At 71.8% G+C, this 21,668-nt stretch carries 12 protein-coding genes; 1 reads left to right on the top strand and 11 read right to left on the bottom strand.

What is annotated here, in order from left to right; genetic code table 11:
- Positions 1 to 83 precede the first annotated feature (83 nt).
- From ACLJT4_RS16620 to ACLJT4_RS16595, 6 genes are all read right to left on the bottom strand, one after another.
- The gene (locus tag ACLJT4_RS16620; protein WP_411123091.1) at positions 84 to 7,736 is read right to left on the bottom strand and encodes an amino acid adenylation domain-containing protein; all 7,653 of its coding nucleotides are present in this window, start codon (positions 7,734 to 7,736) and stop codon (positions 84 to 86) included.
- A 28-nt stretch (positions 7,737 to 7,764) separates the two neighbouring features.
- Positions 7,765 to 7,965, bottom strand: coding sequence for an MbtH family protein (locus ACLJT4_RS16615; RefSeq protein ID WP_016577617.1), 201 nt, complete (start codon positions 7,963 to 7,965; stop codon positions 7,765 to 7,767).
- A gap of 72 nt (positions 7,966 to 8,037) precedes the next feature.
- Entirely contained in the window at positions 8,038 to 8,838 is an 801-nt protein-coding gene (locus ACLJT4_RS16610) for a thioesterase II family protein (RefSeq protein ID WP_411123090.1), read from the bottom strand.
- A 105-nt stretch (positions 8,839 to 8,943) separates the two neighbouring features.
- Positions 8,944 to 10,779, bottom strand: coding sequence for a non-ribosomal peptide synthetase (locus ACLJT4_RS16605; protein ID WP_411123089.1), 1,836 nt, complete (start codon positions 10,777 to 10,779; stop codon positions 8,944 to 8,946).
- Positions 10,776 to 11,789, bottom strand: coding sequence for a TauD/TfdA family dioxygenase (locus ACLJT4_RS16600; protein WP_411123088.1), 1,014 nt, complete (start codon positions 11,787 to 11,789; stop codon positions 10,776 to 10,778). The genes ACLJT4_RS16605 and ACLJT4_RS16600 overlap by 4 nt, the downstream gene beginning before the upstream one ends.
- A gap of 332 nt (positions 11,790 to 12,121) precedes the next feature.
- Positions 12,122 to 13,459 (bottom strand): MFS transporter, encoded by a 1,338-nt coding sequence (locus ACLJT4_RS16595; protein WP_411123087.1) that lies wholly within the window; start codon positions 13,457 to 13,459, stop codon positions 12,122 to 12,124.
- Positions 13,460 to 13,591: 132 nt separating this feature from the next.
- Between ACLJT4_RS16595 and ACLJT4_RS16590 the strand changes: the two genes are divergently transcribed.
- On the top strand, positions 13,592 to 14,626 hold the full coding sequence (locus ACLJT4_RS16590) for a LuxR C-terminal-related transcriptional regulator (RefSeq protein WP_411123086.1): 1,035 nt from the start codon (positions 13,592 to 13,594) through the stop codon (positions 14,624 to 14,626).
- 31 nt (positions 14,627 to 14,657) lie between these two features.
- On the opposite strand, the gene ACLJT4_RS16585 is transcribed toward ACLJT4_RS16590, so the two are convergent.
- The 5 genes from ACLJT4_RS16585 to ACLJT4_RS16565 all read right to left on the bottom strand — a co-directional run bounded on the left by ACLJT4_RS16585 (position 14,658) and on the right by ACLJT4_RS16565 (position 21,623).
- Complete coding sequence (locus tag ACLJT4_RS16585) at positions 14,658 to 15,950, bottom strand: condensation domain-containing protein (RefSeq protein ID WP_411123085.1); 1,293 nt, start codon at positions 15,948 to 15,950, stop codon at positions 14,658 to 14,660.
- Between the two features lie 323 nt (positions 15,951 to 16,273).
- The gene (locus ACLJT4_RS16580; RefSeq protein WP_411123084.1) at positions 16,274 to 17,998 is read right to left on the bottom strand and encodes an AMP-binding protein; all 1,725 of its coding nucleotides are present in this window, start codon (positions 17,996 to 17,998) and stop codon (positions 16,274 to 16,276) included.
- Between the two features lie 14 nt (positions 17,999 to 18,012).
- Positions 18,013 to 19,923 carry an FAD/NAD(P)-binding protein gene (locus ACLJT4_RS16575; protein ID WP_411123083.1) on the bottom strand — a complete coding sequence of 637 codons (1,911 nt, stop codon included), beginning with the start codon at positions 19,921 to 19,923 and terminating at the stop codon, positions 18,013 to 18,015.
- Between the two features lie 30 nt (positions 19,924 to 19,953).
- Positions 19,954 to 21,345, bottom strand: coding sequence for a TrpB-like pyridoxal phosphate-dependent enzyme (locus ACLJT4_RS16570; RefSeq protein ID WP_016573838.1), 1,392 nt, complete (start codon positions 21,343 to 21,345; stop codon positions 19,954 to 19,956).
- Between the two features lie 20 nt (positions 21,346 to 21,365).
- Positions 21,366 to 21,623 carry an acyl carrier protein gene (locus ACLJT4_RS16565; RefSeq protein ID WP_157846738.1) on the bottom strand — a complete coding sequence of 86 codons (258 nt, stop codon included), beginning with the start codon at positions 21,621 to 21,623 and terminating at the stop codon, positions 21,366 to 21,368.
- Positions 21,624 to 21,668 lie beyond the last annotated feature (45 nt).

Raw genomic sequence — 21,668 nt, 5'->3', positions numbered from 1 at the left:
GCTCCCGCCCCGGCTGGACACCGGGGCGGGAGCGGGTCACCGGGCGGATGCGGAGCCCGGGTGGGCCGGGCCCGGTGCCGGCGTCACCGGGGCGCACGCTCCAGCCAGTCGGCCAGCACCGGCCCGATCTGGGCGAGCTGCTCCGGGCGGGTCAACTCGCCGTGGGCGCCGCGTACGGGGGTGACGGCGATCCGCCCCGTGACGTGCGGCCGCCAGTCGTCCGGTCGGGGCGCGTCCGCGGACTTGCCCTCGGTGGCCTCGAAGAGCAGCACGTCACCCGTGAACGTGCCGGGCACGAAACCGTCCTGGAGGTCGCCGTGGTGCGCGAAGACCCGCAGCATGGCCGCGGTGCCGCGTTCCCCGAGCAGGGCGAGCGGCCCGGCGGGGTCGTCGACGTCCGGCTGCCGGCCCAGCGACGCGAAGAGCACCTGCCGCAGTTCGGCCTCGTCGACCGTCTCCTCCCCGGGCAGCCGGAGCCCCGGCGGGAAGCTGTCCATCAGCACCAAGGAGGCGACGTCCTGGCCGGCTTCCTGGAGCTGGACCGCCATCTCGTGGGCGACCAGGCCGCCGAAGGACCAGCCGAGCAGGGCGTAGGGCCCGTCCGGCCGGACCGCCCGGACCTGTTCCAGGTACGCGCGCACCAACTGCGCCATGTCGCCCGGTGCGGCGTCCGGTTCGGTGAGCCCGGGGGCCTGGAGGCCGTACACCGGCTGGTCGGGCGGGAGGTGGCGGAGCAGCCCGGAGTACACCCAGCTGATGCCGGCCGCCGGGTGGACGCAGAAGAGGGGGGCGGGTGCGGCGGCCGCGCGGGACGACGCGGGGCGGGCCCTGCGCAGCGGGAGGAGCACGGCGAGGGAGTCCTCCCGTCGGTCCGTGCCGAGGCGTTCGCCGAGTTCGGCGACGGTGGGTGCGTCGAACAGGGTCCTGATGTCCAGCTCGGCCCCGAGAACCGACCGGATGCGCCCGATCAACCGGGTGGCGAGCATCGAGTGGCCGCCCAGCGCGAAGAAGTCGTCGTCGATGCCCACCTCGGGCACGTCCAGCACCTGTGCGTACAGTCCGCACAGGAACTCCTCGCGCACCGTGCGCGGGCCGCGCCGGTGCTCCGCCGCACCACCGCCGGGTGCCGGCAGCGCGCGCCGGTCCAGCTTGCCCCGGGAGGTCAGCGGGAGGGCGTCGAGGAGGACGAAGGCGGACGGCACCATGTGCCGCGGCAGGGTGGCCGCCGCGAAGCGTCGCAGCGCGCCGGCGTCCGGCTGCTTCGGGGCGGGGCCGACGCTGCCGCGTTCGGGGACCACGTAGGCCACCAGTCTGCGGTCGCCGGGCTGGTCCTCCCGGACGACCACGGCGACCTGGCGCACCGCTGCGTGCCCGGCCAGCGCCGTCTCCACCTCGCCCGGCTCGATCCGGAACCCCCGGATCTTGACCTGTTCGTCGGTGCGGCCCACGTACTCCAGGGCGCCGTCGGGGGTCCACCGGGCGAGGTCGCCGGTGCGGTACATCCGCTCGCCGGGTGCACCGAACGGGCAGGCCACGAACCGCTGCGCGGTCAGCGCCGGTCGGCCGACGTACCCGCGGGCCACGCCGGCTCCCGCCAGGTACAGTTCGCCGGTCACGCCCGGCGGCACGGGGCGCAGTCCCGCGTCCAGGACGTAGGCGCGGTTGTTGCCCATCGGGCGCCCGATCGTGGGCCGTTCGTGGTCGGCGGCGCGGGCGTGGGTGACGTACACGGTGGCTTCGGTGGGGCCGTAGCCGTTGACGGTCACGGTGCCGGGCACCGCCCGCAGCTCGCTCCACAGGGCCTGGTCACAGCCCTCGCCGCCGAGTTCGATGATGCGCGGCCGGGCGGGACGGTCGTCCGACAGCAGCCCGGCCGCCATCAGTTGGCGGCAGAACGTCGGTGAGACCTCCAGGTAGTCGATGGCTTCGTGGGCGACGTAGTCGGCGAGGGCCTGCGGGTCTCGGCGGGTCTCGTCGTCGACCAGGTGCAGTTCGTGGCCGCCCATCAGCCAGAGCACCGGGCACCAGGACGAGTCGAAGGTCAGCGGCCCGGTCAGCGCGGCCCGCAGGCGTCCGCCGTCCGTCGCCTGCGCGGCGTGCACCTCGCCGAGGTGACCGTGGAAGAGGTTGATCAGGCCGCGGTGTTCCACCGCGACGCCCTTGGGCCGGCCGGTCGAGCCGGAGGTGTAGATGACGTAGGCGAGGTGGTCCGGACGCAGCCGTACGGGGCGGTCGGCGCGGGTGGGGTCGGCCGAGGGGTAGCCGGCTCGGGTGGAGCGCACGGTCGGGTCGTCGAGCGGCAGGACCGGCAGCGTCGTCGCGCAGTGCGGTCGGATCCGCAGGTCGCCCGCCCCGTCGGTCAGCAGCAGGACGGGGGCCGCGTCGGCCAGCATGAGGGCCAGCCGCTCCACCGGGTACTCCGGGTCCAGTGGGACGTAGCAGGCGCCGGCCTTCAGCACGGCCAGCAGGGCGACGAGGTGGTCCGCGGTGCGCGGCAGCAGCGTGGCCACGTGCTGGTCGGCCACCACGCCCTGGGCCAGCAGGAGCCAGGCGAGTTGGTTGGCGCGGGAGTTGAGTTCGCGGAAGGTCAGCGGTCCGTGCGCGTCGACCAGGGCGATGGCGTCCGGGGAGCGGCGGGCGTGCTCCTCGAAGACCTCGTGCAGCAGCCGGTCGTCCGGGAGTGCGCGGTCGGTGTCGTTCCACTGCGTCAGGATGCGGGCGGTCTCGCCGGGGCTCAGCAGGTCCACGGCGTCGAGGCGGGTGTCGGGTTCCTCGGTGACCGTGTCGAGTACCCGCAGCAGGCGCTGGGCGAGGGACTCGACGGTGCCGTGGTCGAACAGGTCGGCCGCGTAGTGCAGCAGTCCGCGGATCCCACCGGGGCCGCCGTCCGCCGCCGTGACTTCGACGAAGGTGAAGTCGAGGTCGAACTTGGCCGGGACGGTGTCGAAGGTCCGGGGCGTGAGGGTGGTGTCGGCGAGGTGGAAGTTCGCCTCGGTGTTGTTCTGGAGCACCAGCATGGTCTGGAACAGCGGATGCCGGCCGCCGGTCCGGTCGGGGTTGAGTTCCTCCACGATCCGCTCGAACGGCAGGTCCTGGTGGGCCAGCGCGGCGAGGTCGGTCTCCCGCACCCGTCGCAGCAGCTCCGCGAAGGTCGGGTTGCCGGAGGTGTCGGTGCGCAGCACCAACGTGTTCACGAAGAACCCGACGAGGTCGTCGAGGGCCTGGTCGGTGCGCCCCGCGGTGGGCGTGCCGAGGGGAATGTCCGTGCCGGCGCCCAGTCGCGTCAGCAGCGTCGCCACCGCCGCCTGGAGCGCCATGAAGACCGTCGCCCCGTGCTCACGAGCGAGCCCGGCCAGACGCTCATGCAACCCGGCCGACAACTCGAACCGAACCAGGCCCCCTTCGTACGTCGGCTGCACCGGACGCGCCCGATCGGCAGGCAGGGACAACTCCTGCGGCAGGTCGGCGAGCGCACCCGCCCAGAACTGCGTCTGCTCCGCACCGACTTCCGCCAACAACTCCCGCTGCCACAACGTGTAGTCCGCATACTGCACCGGCAACGCACACCACTCCGGTGCCGCGCCCGACAACCGCGCCTCGTATGCGGCCGACAGGTCCCGCAACAACGGCGCCTCGGACCACCCGTCACTCGCAATATGATGCAACGTCAACAACAACACATGCGCCTCGGCACCAGGCGAGAACAGCGTCACCCGCAACGGCAACTCCGACGCCAACGCGAAGGGCGCGAACGCCGCTTGTTCGATCAGGGTGGGCAGTTCGTCGTCGTCGCACCGCACGACGGAGAAGTCCACCGTCGCCCGCTCGGGCGGCAACACCAGTTGGAAGGGCTCCCCCTCCACCGCCGGATACACCGTCCGCAACGCCTCGTGCCGCGCCACCACGTCACCGACCGCCGACCGCAACGCCACCACGTCCACCGGACCCTCGACACGGAAGGCGAACGGCGCGTTGTACGTCGGACTCTGCTCGAAACGATCCAAGAACCACAACCGCTGCTGCGCCGACGACAACGGCAACACCTCAGGCCGCGCACGGGGCAGCACCACCGGTCGCGCCGCCACCCCCTCCTGCGACAGCCGCTCCAGCAAACCCGCCACCGTCGGCGCGGCAAACAACGCTCGCACCCCCAACTCCACACCCAACACCGACCGGATCCGACCGATCAACCGCGTCGCCTTCAGCGAATGCCCACCCAACGCGAAGAAATTGTCGTCAGGCCGCACGCTCGGCAGGCCGAGCACCTGCGCGAACAGGCCACACAACAACTCCTCCCGCACCGACCGCGGCCCCCGCACCACACCACCCTCAGCGCCCGACACCGCCGAGGCTTCACGACGCTCCGCACCCGCACGCAGTTCGGCACGGCGCTGTTCACTGCGCCGCAACAAGGTCCGCTCCTGCTCCACGGACTCGAAGACGCCGACCGTCTCCACCCCGGCCTCAGGATCGCCCGTCACCGCGTCCACCACCCGCACGAACAGGCGGTGCAGCAGTTCGGCCGTGGCCGCGTCGAAGAGGTCGGTGGCGAAGACCAGGGCCGCCGCCATCCCCGCCGGGTTGCCCTCGGCGTCCTGCCGCTCGGTGAAGCTCCAACTGAGGTCGAACTTGGAGGGGAGGGTGTCGAGGGCGTACGGGGTGAGGGTGGTGTGGGCGAGGTGGAAGTTCGCCTCGGTGTTGTTCTGGAGCACCAGCATGGTCTGGAACAGCGGATGCCGGCCGCCGGTCCGGTCGGGGTTGAGTTCCTCCACGATCCGCTCGAACGGCAGGTCCTCGTGCCCGAACGCCGCCAGATCCGCCTCCCGCACCCGCTGCAACAACTCCGCGAAGGTCGGGTTGCCGGAGGTGTCGGTGCGCAGCACCAACGTGTTCACGAAGAACCCGACGAGGTCGTCGAGGGCCTGATCGGTACGCCCCGCAGTGGGCGTGCCGAGGGGAATGTCCGTGCCGGCGCCCAGTCGCGTCAGCAGCGTCGCCACCGCCGCCTGGAGCGCCATGAAGACCGTCGCCCCGTGCTCACGAGCGAGCCCGGCCAGACGCTCATGCAACCCGGCCGACAACTCGAACCGAACCAGACCGCCCTCATACGTCGGCTGCGCCGGACGCGGCCGGTCCGCGGGCAGGGACAGTTCCTGCGGCAGGTCGGCGAGCGTGCGCGCCCAGAACTGCGTCTGCTCCGCACCAACTTCCGCCAACAACTCCCGCTGCCACAACGTGTAGTCCGCATACTGCACCGGCAACGCACACCACTCCGGTGCCGCGCCGGCCAGGCGCGCCTCGTAAGCGGCCGACAGGTCCCGCAACAACGGCGCCTCGGACCACCCGTCACTCGCAATGTGATGCAACGTCAACAACACATGCGCCTCGGCACCAGGCGAGAACAGCGTCACCCGCAACGGCAACTCCGACGCCAACGCGAACGGCGCGAACGCCGCTTCGTGGAGGAGGGCGGGCAGGTCGTCGCGGGTGCACTGCACCACCTCGACCTTGGCGGCTGCCTGCTCGGGCGGCAGGACACGTTGGAAGGGTTCCCCGTCGACGTCGGGGAAGAGCGTGCGCAGGGTCTCGTGGCGGGCCACCACGTCCTCGATCGCCGCTTGCAGTGCGTCCCCGTCCACCCGGCCGTCGATGCGGAAGGCGAACGGCGCGTTGTACGTCGGACTCTGCTCGAAACGGTCCAAGAACCACAACCGCTGCTGCGCCGACGACAACGGCAACACCTCAGGCCGCGCACGCACAGCAAGCGCCGGACGCGCCACCACCCCGTCCCGCGACAGCCGCTCCACCAAACCCGCCACCGTCGGCGCCGCGAACAACGCCCGCACCCCCAACTCCACACCCAACACCGACCGGATCCGACCGATCAACCGCGTCGCCTTCAGCGAATGCCCACCCAACGCGAAGAAATTGTCGTCAGGCCGCACGCTCGGCAGGCCGAGCACCTGCGCGAACAGGCCACACAACAACTCCTCCCGCACCGAGCGCGGCCCCCGCTCCGAACCGCCGTCCGCATCGGATTCCGCCTGGGCGCTGCGCAGCCCGGCGGCGCTCAGCAGCTCACCACGCCGCTCCGCACTGCGCCCGAGCAACGTCCTTTCCTGCTCCGCTGACTCAAAGACCTCCACGCCCGCCACGCCGGCGTCCGGGTCCCCCGTCACCACGTCCACCACCCGCACGAACAGACGGTGCAGTGCCTCGGCGGTGGCGGGGTCGAAGAGGTCGGTGGCGTACTGGAGCATTCCGGTGATGCCGGCCGGGTTGCCGTCGGCGTCCCGCTGCTCCGTGAAGCTCCAGCCGAGGTCGAACTTGGAGGGGGCGGCGTCGAGGGGTTGCGGGGTGATGTGGGTGTCGGGGAGGTCGAGGCTGGCCTGTGCGTTGTTCTGGAGGACGAACATGGTCTGGAACAGGGGGTGCCGGCCGCCGGTGCGGTCGGGATTGACCTGCTCCACGACCCTCTCGAACGGCAGGTCCTCGTGCGCGAAGGCCGCCAGGTCCGCCTCCCGGACCCGCTGCAACACCTCAGCGAACGACGGGTTCCCCGAGGTGTCGGTCCGCAGCACCAACGTGTTCACGAAGAACCCGACGAGGTCGTCGAGGGCCTGATCGGACCGTCCCGCGGTAGCGGTACCCAACGGAACGTCGCCGCCGGCACCGAGCCGCGCCAGCAGCACCGCCAGTGACGCCTGGAGCGCCATGAACATCGTCACCCCCTGCCCGCGGGCCAGGGACTCCAGTCGGTGGTGGAGTTCGGCGGGCACCCGGAAGTGGAGGAGGCCACCGGCGTGGGTGGGGTGTGCCGGGCGCGGGCGGTCGGTGGGCAGGGCCAGTTCCGGCGGCAGGTCGGCGAGCGTCCGCGCCCAGAACTGTTCCTGCTCCTCCCCCACGCGCGCCAACAACTCCCGCTGCCACAACGTGTAGTCCGCGTACTGCACCGGCAACGGTTTCCACTGCGGCACCTCACCGGACAGTCGCGCCCCGTACGCCGCCGACAGGTCCCGCAGCAACGGCGCCTCGGACCACCCGTCACTCGCGATGTGATGCAACGTCAGCAACACCACGTGTTCCCGGACGCCCGACGAGAACAGCGTCACCCGCAGCGGCAGCTCCGTCGACAACGCGAACGGCCGGAACGCCTCCGTATGGAAGCGTCGGGTGACTTCGTCCGCCGGGCACTGCACGACGGAGAAGTCCACCGTCGCCCGCTCGGGCGGCAGCACCTGCTGGAAGGGCTCCCCCTCCACCGCCGGATACACCGTCCGCAACGCCTCGTGCCGCGCCACCACGTCACCGACCGCCGACCGCAACGCCACCACGTCCACCCGACCGTCGACGCGGAAGGCGAACGGCGCGTTGTACGTCGGACTCTGCTCGAAACGGTCCAAGAACCACAACCGCTGCTGCGCCGACGACAACGGCAACACCTCAGGCCGCGCACGGGGCAGCACCGCCGGTCGCGCCGCCACCCCGTCCGTGGTCCGGGCCGACAGCCGCTCGGTCAGGCGCGCCACAGTGGGCGCGCCGAACAGTTCCCGGATCCCCAGTTGCACGCCGAGCACCGAGCGGATCCGGCTGAGGAGCTGGGCGGCCTTGAGGGAATGGCCGCCCAGGGCGAAGAAGTTGTCGTCCGGCGCCACGCTCGGCACCCCGAGCGTCTGCGCGAACAGGCCGCACAGCAACTCCTCCTGCACCGACCGCGGACTCTGCGACTGGCTCATGACGCTCCCTTGAAGATCCGGAATGGGTTCAGTTGCTGAGCGCCGGCTTCGGCGTCAGGTCGGCCCAGTGCGTGTCGATGTAGTCCAGGCACGCCTGGTGGCCGGTCGCGCCGTGGGCCACGGTCCAGCCCATGGGGGGTGCCAGCCGGGCCGGCCACAGGGAGTGCTGCTGCTGGTCGTTGGTGAGGACCAGGTAGGTCCCGTCGGCGTCTTCGAAGGGGTTCGTCACCGCGTGGGTGTCCTTTCTGGCGGAACAGGGCGGAGGAAGGTCGGACTGGGGGTGCGGCGGGGCCGGGCGGCCTCAGGCACCGGCGGTGGACGGCACGGTGGACGCCGTCGTGGTCAGCGCGGGGATGTGCAGCGGCAGCCGGCGCCAGATCTCGGGGGTGTAGAAGTGACCGCCGGGCAGGACGTCGTGCTGGTAGGGGCCCCTCGCGACCCGGCGCCACTGGTTGCCGGCGTCCTGTTCGATGACGGCGTCGTCGGTCGCGGAGAGCATCTGCACCGGGATGCTCACGCGGGCGCCCGGCGTGTATCGGAAGGTGTCGCGGACCTGTATGTCGGCCCGCATGAGTTCCACCGCCATTTCCTGGAGGTCGGGGTCCTCCAGGACGTGCGCCGGCATCAGTCCGTTGGTGCGCATCCAGTCCAGCAGCGCGTCGTCCGTGTCCTGGCGGGCGGGGAACATGTCGCGGGGCGTCAGGCCGCGGTCGGGTGCGTTGCACGAGGAGACGATCAGCTTCTCGGGCAGCGGTCCGCCGTCGCGCTCGATGCGGCTGGCCACGTCGAACGCCATCCAGCCGCCCATGCTGTGGCCGAACAGGACGTACGGCCCCTGGACGGCGGAGAGCACGGCCTGGGTGGTGTCGGCGGCCAGTTCGTCCCAGTCCGTCGCGCAGGGCTCCAGGAACCGCCCCTCCCGGCCGGGGTAGCAGATGGCGGAGAGGGCCGTGTCCTCGGGGAGGCAGTCGCCCCAGGCGTGGTACGGCCCGGTGCCGCCGCCGCAGAAGCCCAGGCAGATGAGCGTGTGCGAGGTCCGCTCGGTCCGCTCCTTGATCCGGATGACAGTGGTGTCCTGTCGTCCCTGGGTGTGTCCGGCCATGATGGCTCGATTCCTCTTCCTGTCGTGCGGATGGGGTCGGGGCTGTGCCGCCCCGCGGCGGGGCGGTGACCGGCCGGTCCGTGCCCCGCCGGCCGGGGGCGACGGTCAGGCGGCGGCGCGCAGCGCTTCGACGTGCCGGGCGAGGTCCCGGAGCTGCGGGTGGCGGTAGACCTCGCGGGTCGACATGGCGATCCCGAACTGCTTCTTGAGCCGGGCCACGACGCGCAGCGCGATCAGCGAGTGGCCGCCCATGGCGAAGAAGTCGTCGTCGGCGTGGACGCGGGCGCGGCCGAGCACCTCGGACCAGACGGCCGCGATGAGCGTCTCGACCTCGCCCTGCGGGGCGTTGTCCGGGTCCTCACCGGTCTCCGGGGCCGCGGTGGGCTGCTCCTCGGGCGCGGGCAGGGCGGCGAGGTCCACCTTCCCGTTGACCGTCAGGGGCAGCGCGTCGAGCCGGGTGTAGGAGGTCGGGAGCATGAACTGCGGTAGTACGGAGGCCAGTTGGTCGCGGAGGGTCTCGGCGGTCGGGGGTGCGTCGGCCGGGTCCGCCGGGGACACGAAGTAGGCGGCGAGCTGTTCACCGGAGACGGGGCTGCGGTGCAGGGTGACGGCGGCCGCGGCGACGCCCGGTTGGCGGGTGAGGGCGGCTTCGATCTCGCCCAGTTCGACGCGGTAGCCGCGGATCTTGATCTGGCGGTCGATGCGGCCCAGGTACTCCAGGGCGCCGTCCGGGCGGCGGCGGACCTTGTCGCCGGTGCGGTACATCCGGGAGCCGTCGGCGGCGAACGGGTCGGCGACGAAGCGGGTGGCGGTCAGGGCGGGCCGGTTGAGGTAGCCCAGGGCGACCTGGGGGCCGGCGAGGTACAGCTCCCCGTCCGCGCCGTCGGCCACCGGGGCGAGGTCCGCGTCCAGCACGTGCGCGCGGACGCCGGGCAGGGCGGGCCCGATGTGGGGTCCGTCGCCGTCGATCCAGGCGGCGGCGGTGTCCACGGTGCACTCGGTGGGGCCGTACAGGTTGAGCGCGTCGAGCCGCCCGGCGGCGCGTTCGGCCGCCAGCTCCCGCCAGGTGCTCTCGGGAACGGGCTCGCCGCCCATGAACAGGCGCAGGTGCCGGCCGGCGGCGGCGCGCGCCAGCAGGTCGTCGCGGAGCAGGTGCCAGTGCGAGGGGGTCAGGTCGAGGTCCTGCACGCCGTGTGCGTCCAGGGCCGCGGTCAACCGGCCGGGGTCGGTGCGCTCGTCCTCGTCGAGCACGACGAGGGTGTCGCCGCGGCACACGCGTGCCCACTGCTGGACCGACGCGTCGAAGGAGACGCTGGCGTTCCAGGCCACGACGCGCGGCTCCGGGGCGTACATGCCCGCCTCCTCCAGCGCGGCCACCAGCGCGGCCACGCCGGCGCGGGTGGTCTGGACGCCCTTGGGGGTGCCCGTGGAGCCGGAGGTGTAGATGACGTAGGCGGGGGCGTGCGCGGCGACGGGAACGGGCGGTGTCGGACGCGGGGCGGTCGACGTGGCGGTCCGGTCGACGGTGACGCCGCGCACGCCGGACGGCCAGTCGCCCGCGGCGGCCGTGGTCACCACCACCCGGACGCCCGCGTCGCGCACCATCGCGTGCCGGCGCTCGCTCGGGTACGCGGGGTCGATCGGCACGTACGCGGCGCCGGCCCGCCAGACGGCGAGCAGCGCGACGACGAGGTCCGTGCCCCGGGGCAGGCTGACGCCCACCCGGTCGCCGGGGCGGACGCCGGCCCCGGTCAGCGTGGCCGCCACCGTCGTCGTCAGCGTGTCGAGTTGACCGAAGGTGAGGGTGTCGGCCCGGTCGCGGACGGCGGTCCGGTCGGGTGCGTGCGCCACGGTCCGGTGGAGGCGGTCCATGAGGTCGACGGGCCGGCCGGGGGCGACGGTCGTGTCGAGGCCGTGCGGGCCTTCCAGTACGCCGGTCACGCGGGCTGCTCCTCTCGGGCGGCGGGGGCCACGGTGGGCCGGCAGTCTGCGAGGGCGACCGGTTCGCCCATGGCGACGACGATGCGCCGGTCGCCGCGGAACGGGTCGCGGCCGTGGGTGGCCAGGACGTTGTCGACGAGCAGGATGTCGCCGGGCTCCCAGGTGCGGCGCAGCGTCGCGCCCTCGTAGGCGGCGTTGATCGTGTCGACGTCCGCGCGGGTCAGGGGCTTGCCGTCGCCGAGGCCGGTCTCGAACGGCAGCCCGTCGGCGCCGAATTCGTCCTGGAGCGCCTCGCGGATCTCCTCGTCCAGTGACCAGGAGTTCCAGAACGCCATGTGGTTGAACCAGACGTCCTCGCCGGTCTCGGGGTGGTGGATGATGCCGGGGCGCAGTTGGCGGGTGCGCAGGGCGCCGTCGTCGTCCCACGCGCAGGAGACGAGGTTGTCCGCGCAGTACTTCTCGACGTCCGCCCGCTGGTCGGTGGCGAAGGCGGTGCGCCAGTCCAGGGAGATGTGCTCCGAGTAGTTGCGGGTCAGCAGCCAGCCCGCGGTGCGCATCCGCTCGACCAGGTCGGCGGGGAGCCGGCGGAGGACCTCGCGGCAGTCGGCGACGGGGGTCGCGCCGCCCTCCTCGGGGGCCGTCAGGCAGCCGAACAGCAGCAGGCCGGGGAAGGTCAGCGTGTAGCTGTTCTCGTTGTGCATGCGGATCGGTTGGTTGGGCGGCAGGTCGGTGGAGGAGTAGACGTCGTTGCCGTAGCTGCTGCGCGGCGTGGCCTTCTCTCGGTAGGGCGTGCGCTGCGGGACGAGGACGTCGCGCACCGCGGCGAAGTCGTCGACGTCGTGGACCGGCAGGCCGCGGAGGTACAGCGCGCCGTGGCGGTGCAGTGCCGCGCGCAGCTCGGCGTGGACCGAGGTGAGCCATGCGCACGCCTCGGCGGCGTCCGCGAACTGCGGGACCTGGGTCGTGGCCGGCTTTCCGGGCTCGATGGTCCAGAAAAGGGAATCGGTCATCGTGATGCGCGTCCTGTCGTGTCGTTTCTCACGGATTTCCTCGTGCGCCCATTACTGCGGCGCGTCATCCCCATCCGGTGTCGTGCTCGTCGAACGGTTCGCCGGGTCCGGCCGAAGGCAATTGGGCTAAGCGCATGGGGGGTTCTCCTGCTTCTTCGAAGGGGGCCCGAGCGACTCACGGGATTCGGTCTCCGGATTCGGTGGGGGCCGACGCGCTTCACGCTGTCACCGGAATAGGTCGGCCACCAGGGTCGTCGAGGGCTGACATACACGTCTGTCGCATAGACGAGAGGGCGCAAAGCGGGCATACGACACCGGGGTGGGCGCGCGCCTCAATGCCCCGCGTCCGCCCGCGTCGGCAGGTCACGGCAGGTCCGGACGGGCGAGCAGAGCAGGATCAGCGCGCTCAGCGGGATGCCCGCGATCATCACCCAGAGCGTCGGGCGCACCCCGAACCAGGTGCCCAGCGCCCCGGCGAGCAGCGCACCGAGCGGCAGCGTGCCGAAGTTGAGGAACGACGAGCACGCGGCGACCCGACCGAGCACGTCGGCCCGGCAGTAGCCCTGTTGGAACCCGGCCTTGATGACGTTGCCGGCGACCACGCCCACCGAGACCGCGGCATAGCCGATGACGAAGAGGGCGAGCCCGGCGCCCCGGGAGGTGAGGGCCATCAGCGGTGCCAGCGCGGGCACCGCGAGTTCGAACAGGAGCAGTGCCCGGGCCGTGCCGAAGCGGGTCACGCCCCGGCGCACGACGAGCGCGCCGACCACCCCGCCCGCACCGCCGATCGCCACCAGCACGCCCACCCCGCTGTCGGTCAGCCCGACGTCGCGCACCAGGAACACCACGAGCAGCGACTGGTAACCGGCCAGGAAGAGGTTGGAGACGGCGCCGAAGAGGGTGAGGCTGCGCAGATAGGGGTCGCGGGCCACCAACCGCACGCCCTCGCCGACTTCCCGGAACAGCGCGCCGCGGGCCCGTGCGCCGCGGGGCGGCGGCGGCTCCCGATGGCGGATGCGGGCCACGCACGCGAAGGAGACGAGGAAGGTCAGCGCGTTCGTGAGCATGCCGTTGACCGAGCCGACGACCTGGGCGATCAGTCCGCCGGAGCCGGTGCCGGCGATCTGGGCGGCGGAGGCGCTGCCGTGCAGTTTGGCGTTGCCCTCGGCCTGGTCCGCGGGGCCGACGATGCTGGGGAGGTAGGCGGTGTAAGCGGTCTGGAAGAAGACGGCGGCGGTACCGGCGAGCAGCGCGACCAACAGGAGCCGGGTCACGTCGAGGGCGCCGGACCAGTAGACCAGCGGCACGCTCACGAACAGCACGCAGGAGACGGCGTCGCTGACGAGCATGACCGTCCTGCGCGGCCACCGGTCCACCCACACCCCCGCCGGCAGGCCGATGAGCAGCCAGGGCACCCAGGTCGCGGCATTGAGCAGGCTCACCTCGAAGGTGGTGGCGTGCAGGACGGAGACGGCGACCAGCGGCAGCACCACGCTGGTGACCGCCGCGCCGAATTTCCCCGCGCTCTCGCCGTACCACAGCTTCTTGAAATCTCTGTTACGGCGCAGTAATCCACCGGTCGCAGGGCGGTTGGTTATTCGCCGCCGGGCGTCCTTGCGGGTCCGGTGCGCCACTTCCCCTTGCGGGTCGTCGCGCTCTCTCACCGGCATGCGGTCATTCCCGTCTGCGCGGCGTTGACCGGTTGTTGATCGGTCGTGTCTAGGCTTCCCTCCGACCAGGGGAAGACTCTGATACAGCAGGGGTAGGCCATGAATACCTCACGTTCAGTCAGTGAACTCAAGATGAGCCAGAGAGCCTTAGAAGTCTTCGAATTCGCGGCGAACCGGACCGCATTCGACATCGAGGACCTCGCCGTCCTCGGCCTCGACGCCGACGAGGCGGAGCGGGTCGTCAAGGAACTCGCGGGCCTGCGGCTGCTGTCCCACGCCGAGGGCACCCCCGGGCGGCTGGCCGTCGTACCGCCGCGGATCGCCGCCAACCGGGTGCTGCGCCCGATGGAACGCGAGGTCCGCAGCCAACAGGACGAGATCGAGCGGTTCCGGTGGATGTTCGAGACGCTGGTGCCCGCCTACGAGACGGGCCAGGCACGCCACACCGACGTGGCGCACGTGGAGATGATCGACGACCTCGGCCTGGTACAGGAGCTCATCGAGGAGCTGACCCTGAACTGCCGTGCGGAGGTCCTCACCACGCAACCGGGCGGGGCCCGCTCCCCCGAGGCGCTGCGGGCGGCGTTGGAACGGGACCGCCGGATGCTCGCGCGCGGCGTCACCATGCGCACGCTGTACCAACACCCGGCCCGCTACCACCAACCGACCATCGACCACGTGCAGCGGATGACGAGCCTGGGAGCGGAGGTGCGCACCCAGTCCGAGAGCCTGTGCCGGATGTTGGTCTTCGACCAGCACGCCGCGCTGCTCGGCGTGCCGGACGACCCGCAGGCGGCCCTGCTGGTGCGCGAACCGCGGCTCATCCACAGCATGCGGGGCTTCTTCGACTGGGCCTGGCGCGGCGCCTCGCCGTTCCCGCTCAGCTTCGACGCGACGGCGGCCGTGCAGATCTCCGGCGAGATCCAGGAGACGATCGTCGCGATGCTCGCCGAGGGGCTGGAGGACAAGTCCATCGCGCGGCGCCTGGGGATGTCCGTCCGCAGCTGCCAACGTCATGTCGCGGAGGTGATGAAGGCGCTCGGCGCCAAGAGCCGCTTCCAGGCCGGTTTCCTCATCGGCCAGTTCCGCGAGCGGCCCGACGGCGGCGCGCCGTCCGGTGCCCAGGCCCTGGCGCTCGGCGCCGCGCTCGCCGCCCGGCGGGAGTGACGGCGACCCGCCGACGGCCCCGGTCGACGCGTCATCCCGGCTGCGGTGCCGGGGCGGGAAGGGGCGCCGCGGGATCGGCCGCGGCCAGTGCCGCCACGAGTCGGCCGAGGCCCTCGGCGTGGCGGTCGGTCTCCGCCGCCGAGTAGGTGGCGGGGTTGGCCTCCACGCTCACGGTCGTCCCCTCGCGCGGCGACCGTACGTCGAAGAAGAGGCTGAGGTCGGGTACGGGGCCGGTGTTCAGCGTGCGCACCGAGCCCCGGGCCGCCCCCAGGCGCAGGTCGCGGTCGAAGTTCACGACGTTCACCAGCGGGCCCACCCCCGGCGGTTCCGCCGGCCCCGCGGCGACGGCCAGCGCACGCCGGAACTCCTCGTAGCGGTAGCGGTGGTGACGCATCGCCTGCCGTATCCGGCCGTCCGCGTGCGCGAACGCCTCCCCCACGGAGGCGTTCGGATCGACGGTGACCCGCAGCGGCAGGATGTTGGCGAGCGGCGCGACGACCCCGCGCAGGGCGCGCGTGGCCCGTCCGCCGACCGAGCAGCCGAACGTCACCTCGTCCGCCCCGGTGGCCTGCCGCAGGTACAGGGCGGTGGCCGCGATCAGGAAGTGCGCGGAGGGCACCGCCAGCCGCTCGCTCTGCTCCTGGACCGCGGTCACCGCGGACGTCGGCAGGTGGTGGCGGCCCTGGAGGGCCGCGGAGGCCGGCGGCGCCTCCGCGGACAGCCGTCCGGTGGCCGGCCAGGCAGCCGCCTCCTGCGCCCAGAACTCCCGGTCCGAACGGTACGTGCGACCGGCCGCGTAGGCCCGGTCCTGCTCGACGGCGACGGTGACGGGCTCGAAGGGGTGCGGCTCCGGGGGCGTTCCGCCGTGCAGGGCGTTGTAGAGGTCCGCCGTCCGGCGGGCGAGCGCGGCCAGGCCGTGGCCGTCCGCGACGATGTGGTGGACGCGGCGGTACCAGAGGTGGCGGTCGGCCGACACCTTGATCAGGGCGGCGCCGAGCAGCGGGCCGGTGGTCAGGTCGACCGGTCGGGCGAGGTCGGCCTGCATCCACGCCAGGGCCCGGGCGTCCGGATCGGGCTCCCCGCTCAGGTCCAGCACCTCGAAGTCCCATTCGGCGGGGGCCAGTTGCTGCACCGGCGTCCCGTCGGCCTCCGTGACGAAGCGGGCGCCCAGCGATCCGGCCTCGTCCACCGCGGTGCGCGCCGCCTGTTGCAGCAGTGCCGGGTCGAGGACGCCGGTGATCTCGTAGTAGTCGCCCACGTTGTAGGCCGTGCCCACCGGCTCCAGGATCTGGGAGATCCAGATCTCCAATTGGCCTGCTGTCAAAGGGACTCGCACGTTGGGGCTCCAGACGCCTCGGGACCGTCGTCCACCGACCCTGCCATGCGTCACGGGCCGCGCACAGAGCGCAGTGGGGGTGGTGTTCCCGCCTGTCGTGGACCCGAGGGGGCGTACCGCACGCCAGGCGCCGCGCCCTCCGGCGGCGTCACTCCGGGGACGAACTCGCCGGTCACCGCGAGGCGGCGGAGATCGGCGACGACGCCACGATCGTCTGCCTGGACTGGTTCGGCCGGTGAGGGCGAGCGGCGGCGCGGGGCGGGCCGCCGCCCGGGCGGGGCGCAGGCCGCCCGCGCCCCTCGGCGGCCGCGTCAGCGCGCCCGGAGTTCCCCCTCGGGGGCGGCGCTTCCACCGGGCCGACCGTCGTGCCGACCCGCGGCGGGCGCCGCGGCGGTGAACTCCACGTGCCGGGACCGGCGCAGCCCCCGGACGGCCTCGCGCCGCACCTTGCCCGACTCCGTGCGCGGCAGGTCGTCCACGAACTCCAAGAACCGCACGGACTTGGACGCGGGCAGGCGCTCCCGCAGGTGGGCGAAGAGCACCTCGGCGGTGGCCCGGCTGGCGTTCCAACCGGCGGACAGCACCACATACGCCTTCGGCACCGGGCCCGTGTCCTCGGCCACCGGGACCACGGACAGTTCGGCGACGGCGGGGTGCAGCACCAGGACGTGCTCCAACTCCAGCGGGGCGACCAGGACGCCGTCCGGCCCCTCGAAGACGTCCTTGCGGCGCCCGAGGTAGACCAGGGAGCCGTCGTCGTCCCACCGGGCCAGGTCACCGGTCCGGTACAGGCCGCCGGGCGTGCGGCTGGCGGCGTTGTCCTCCGGGTCGAGGTAGCCGCGCATCATGCCGACGGGTGCGCCGGACAGGTCCAGGCACAGCTCGCCCTCCCGAGCCGGCTCGTCGGTGTCGGGGCGGACCACCACCAGTTCGTAGCCCGGCAGCGGGTGGCCCATGGAGATCGGGTCCGCCGAGGAGGACGCGGTCACTCCGGCCATCGCGGTGACCTCGGACTGCCCGAAGCCGTTGCGGACGGTCACCCCGGCCAGTTCGCGGACCCGCTCGACCACGTCGCCCATGAGCGGTTCACCGACGCTGACCGCGTTGCGCAAGCCGGGCAGGCCGTCGGGCAGCCCGGTTCGGATCAGCGCCCGCCAGGTGCTGGGCGGCGCGCAGAAACTGGTGATCGTCCCCGTCCCCAGCACCTCCAGCAGCCCCTGCGGGGTCGCGTCGGCGGTGTCCATCGACACCACGGTGGCCTCGGCGTTCCAGGGGCCGAACAGTGAGCTCCACGGGAACTTCGCCCAGGCCGGGGCGGAGACGTTGAGGTGCCTGTCCCCCGGCTTGAGGCCGTTCCAGTACATGCTCGCCAGATGGCCGATCGCGTAGCTGACGTGCGTATGCACCACCAACTTCGGCCGCGCGGTGGATCCCGAGGTGAAGTAGTAGAACAGCGGCTCGTCGGCTTCGGTCGGGCCCTCGGGCACGAAGTCGCCCGCGTGCCCGACCGAGGTGGCGAAGTCGGTCCAGCCCTCGTGCTCCCCACCCACGATGATCTTGGTCTGGAGTCCGTCCACCGCGAGCCCCGGCACGACGCGGTGGTCGGCGATCACGTGCTGGGCCCCGGCCCGGCCGATGCGGGTGCGCAGTTCCTCGGGCGAGATGGTGATGAAGGCGGGTGCGACCACCGCCCGGACCTTGATCAGTGCGAGCATCAGCTCCCACAGCTCGGTCCGGTTGTCCATCAGCAGCATCACCACGTCGCCGCGGCGCACGCCCTGGGAGAGCAGCCAACTGGCGACCCGGTCGGAGCGGCGCGAGAGCTCCTGGAACGTCAGCTCGCCCTGGCCGACGACGTGCAGGGCCACCCGGTCGTTGCCCTCCGCGATCCGGTCGAACCAGTCGATCGCCCAGTTGAAGCGTCGTGGCCGCGGCCATCGGAACGCCTTGCGCGCGGCGTCCTGGTCCCCGGCGTGGTGCAGCAGCAGGTCCCGCGCGGCCCGGAACTCCCGGTACGCATCGTCTTGCTCGGACAACGTGTCCCCGATCGTTAGAAGGCGTTGGACTTGGCCCGGCGCAGCACGCTGAGCGCGACGACGTCGGCGTCCCTGGTGAACGAGGTGTGCACACCCGGCCGGCCGTTGCCGATCTGGGTGAACCAGCAGGCCCCTTCGGTCGGGATGCCCAGCCCGTAGACGGCTCGGTGCGGTCGGCCGTGAGCGGTGATCACCCGGCGCTCGGCCGGGGTGATGTGCAGTGCGCCGGTCTCGAACGTCTCGTCGGCGTCGCCGTGCACGAAGCCGGCGGCCATCCGCTCGCCGACCAGCTGCCGCATCAGCGGATCGGTGTTGCGCAGCAGGCCGGCGGTGGGGATCCGCGAGTCGATGAGCACGTCGCAGTGCCTGCGCGAGTCCTCCACGGCCGGGGACTCCAGGAAGAACCGGCCCTGCTCGGGGTCGCAACCGTGCGCCACGTCCGGCCCGACCACCTCCAGCACCCCGGCGTCGATCAGGGCCAGGAACTGCGCGGTGCGTTCCAGCGGTGGTCCGGTGAACAGCGGCGAGGTGCGCGACGCGAACCGGCCGAGGAAGTCGGCCCGATGGGACCGCGGTTCCAGACCGCCGAAGTCCACGGCGTGCCGCAGCGCCTCGCGGGAGTCCCGGATGGCGTCCAGCGCGGCCTTGAGCGGACTCTCCACGTTGCCGCGGCGAGCCGCCTCTATGTCGGCGAGCAGGATGCGCCGCACCTCGGCGACCAGATCGGCGCCGGAGGCGAACCGCTTGCCGCGCAACGGCCTGGACAGCTGGTCCAGGTCGAGCGGTGCCACGTCCGTCAGTCCGTGGCGCCGCGCCACCCCGCGCCAGCCGGCCGGGTCCGGTCCGAGCGCCCGCAGTTCCGCGGCGACCGCCTCGGCGCGGTCCGGCCCGTGCTGGGTCCGCGCCTGGGTGGTGTAGTAGACGTAGTTGACCTCGGCCCGGAGCAGGGGGAGCACGTCGCGGTCGAAGTCCAGGGCCGGATTGCCGCGCTGCTGCACGTTGCGCTCGCGCAACCGGCCGACGGCGGCCGAGGTGAGGAACTTCGGCGCGGCCCGGCTGGTCACCCCCTTCTGGTTGCGGCCCCGCGAGCGGATCGGCAATCCGCTGCGCGAACCGGCCACCACGCGGGGCTCGTTGCCGCTGGGCACGTAGAACAGCGAGCCGTCGGGCCCCTCCTTGAACCTCCCGCCACGGCCGACGGTGAAGGACATGAGGATGTCGTAGAAGGACAGGCCGAGCCCGACGACCCCGACGACGGCGCCCGGCTCGATCGAGGACAGTTCCAGGTCGGCGGCCGAATCCCCGCTGAGGTAGCGGAGTTCGGGCCGCTCCCGGGCGAATCCCGCCAGCTCCGCCTGGTGCCCGGACAGCACCGCCGGAGCGTGCCCGGTGGTGATCACCACCGCGTCGGCGGTCACCGTCAGCTCGCCGTCCACCGTGGACACGCGGAGCTCGTAGCCGCTGTCGACCTCGCGCAACGAGGTCGTCGTGCCGACCACCTCGACGACGTCGCCGAGCCCGGACATCCCGCGCACCACCGAGTCGTACACGTACCGCAGGTACCTGCCGTAGGCGTACCTCGGTGCGTATTCGTCGTGGCCCAGCCCGGACAGTGCCGGGTCCGGCTGGGTGCGCAGCCACTGTTGGAAGGACAGGCCGGCGCCCGGCCGGCACGGAGCGCGGTCGAGGACCCCGGAGAACATGCTGATCTCACCGACCACGGTGTTCATCAGGAAGCAGGTCTCCTGGTCGGTCTGCCAGATGCGCCCCGCGCCCAGTTCCACCGCGTCGATCAGCCAGATCCGGACGGTGCGCGGTTCCGGTTCGGCCGTCAGGTTGGCCGCGATCCGCTCGAACACCGAGATCCCCCGTGGACCGGTTCCCACGATCGCGACGTTCAGCACCTCGTCAGTCGGGTTGTGCACGGCCTGTCCCTCCATCTGTAGGGCTCGTTCTCAGTGCGCTGCCGCGCCCAGGTCGTCCATGGCCGGCAAGCGGCCGAGCGAGGCGGCGATCGCCTCGTCCGAGGCCGCCATGTCCGTCATGTTTCCGCTGAGGAACTGCTGGTAGGCGGAGAGGTCGAGCAGCCCGTGGCCACTGAGGTTGAACAGGATGACCTTCTCCCGGCCCTCCTTCTTCGCCAGCAGCGCCTCTTCGATCGCGCCGCGGATGGCGTGCGCCGACTCGGGCGCCGGAATGAGGCCCTCCTCGTGGGCGAAGGTGATGCCGGCCTCGAACACCGAGCGCTGCGGATAGGCCACCGCCTCGATCAGCTTCTGGTGGTACATCGCGCTCACCAAGGGGGCGGCGCCGTGGTAGCGCAGACCGCCGGCGTGGATCCCCGGGGAGACGAAGGTGTGCCCCAGGGTGTACATCTTCGTCATCGGCGTGATGCCGGTGTAGTCGTTGTAGTCCCAGGCGTAGCGGCCCTTGGTGAGCTTCGGGCACGCCTCCGGCTCCACCGCGACGAACCGGGTGTCCAGTCCCTCGCGCACCTTCTCGTGGAAGAACGGCAGGGAGACGCCGGAGAAGTTGCTGCCCGCGCCGACCGAACCGATCACCACGTCCGGGAAGTCGCCGATGGCGCGGAACTGCCGCACCGCTTCCTGGCCGATCACGGTCTGGTGGAGCAGGACGTGGTTCTCCCCGCTGCCCACCGAGAGGTTGCAGCGCTCCACTTGGCGGGCGTGCTCGAACGCCTCCGCGTTGGCGATGGACAGGCTGCCGTCGGTGTTCGGATCGCGGGCCAGCGCGGCGCGGCCGGCCTCGGAGTTCTCGTTGGGGCTGGAGATGACCTTGGCCCCGTTCATCTCCATCATGATCCGGCGGTAGGGCTTCTGGTCGTAGCTGACCCGCACCATGTAGACGGTGCACTCAAGGCCGAAGATGCGGCAGGCGACGGCGAGGGCCGAGCCCCACTGGCCGGCGCCGGTGCCGGTGGTCAGGCTGGTGATGCCGGCCTGCTTGTAGTAATACGCCTGGGCCAGCGCGGTGTTGAGCTTGTGGCTGCCGGTGGTGTTGGTGCCCTCGTACTTGTAGTAGATCCGGGCGGGGGTGTCCAGCAGCTGCTCCAGCCGGCGGGCCCGCTTGAGCGGGGTCGGCCGCCAGCGCAGGTACTCCGCGCGCACCTCCTGCGGGATCTCCACGAACCGTTCCCGGCCCATGCTCTGCCGGTACATCGACAGCGGGATCTGCGGGGCGACCGCGTCGCCGTCCGTGCGGGTCTCCGGCCTTGCCTGGCGCAGCTTGGCCGCGTCCTCGACACCGCTGAGGTCGGACAGCACGTTGTACCAGTGCGTGGGAACGATTTCTTCAGCGGTCAGCGATGCTTCTGCCGAATTCATCATTACGTTTCCGTACCTCGTTTCTAGGAATTTGCCATGTTCGACTGCACCAACTCGACGAGATCGCCGACACGCTTCAGCGAGGCTTCGAAGAGCTCACTGTCGCCGATCTTGATACCGCATTCCTCTTCGACTCGCACCACGATGGCGAGAATGCTCAACGACTCGACTCCGATTTCATGCAACTCGGCATCGAGTCGGATTTCAGATGGCGCGGACGAACCAAGCACGGACGCGATGATTTCGCGCACCTGGGATTCGACCTTTTCGGGCGGCGTCAAGATTTCCCTCTTCTCCCCTGGACGGGTCTTCGCTTTTCCAGCCGT

Source organism: Streptomyces sp. x-19 (assembly GCF_046549115.1).
GTDB classification, from domain to species: domain Bacteria; phylum Actinomycetota; class Actinomycetes; order Streptomycetales; family Streptomycetaceae; genus Streptomyces; species Streptomyces albulus_C.
This window is presented reverse-complemented; position numbering and strand designations above follow the sequence as displayed.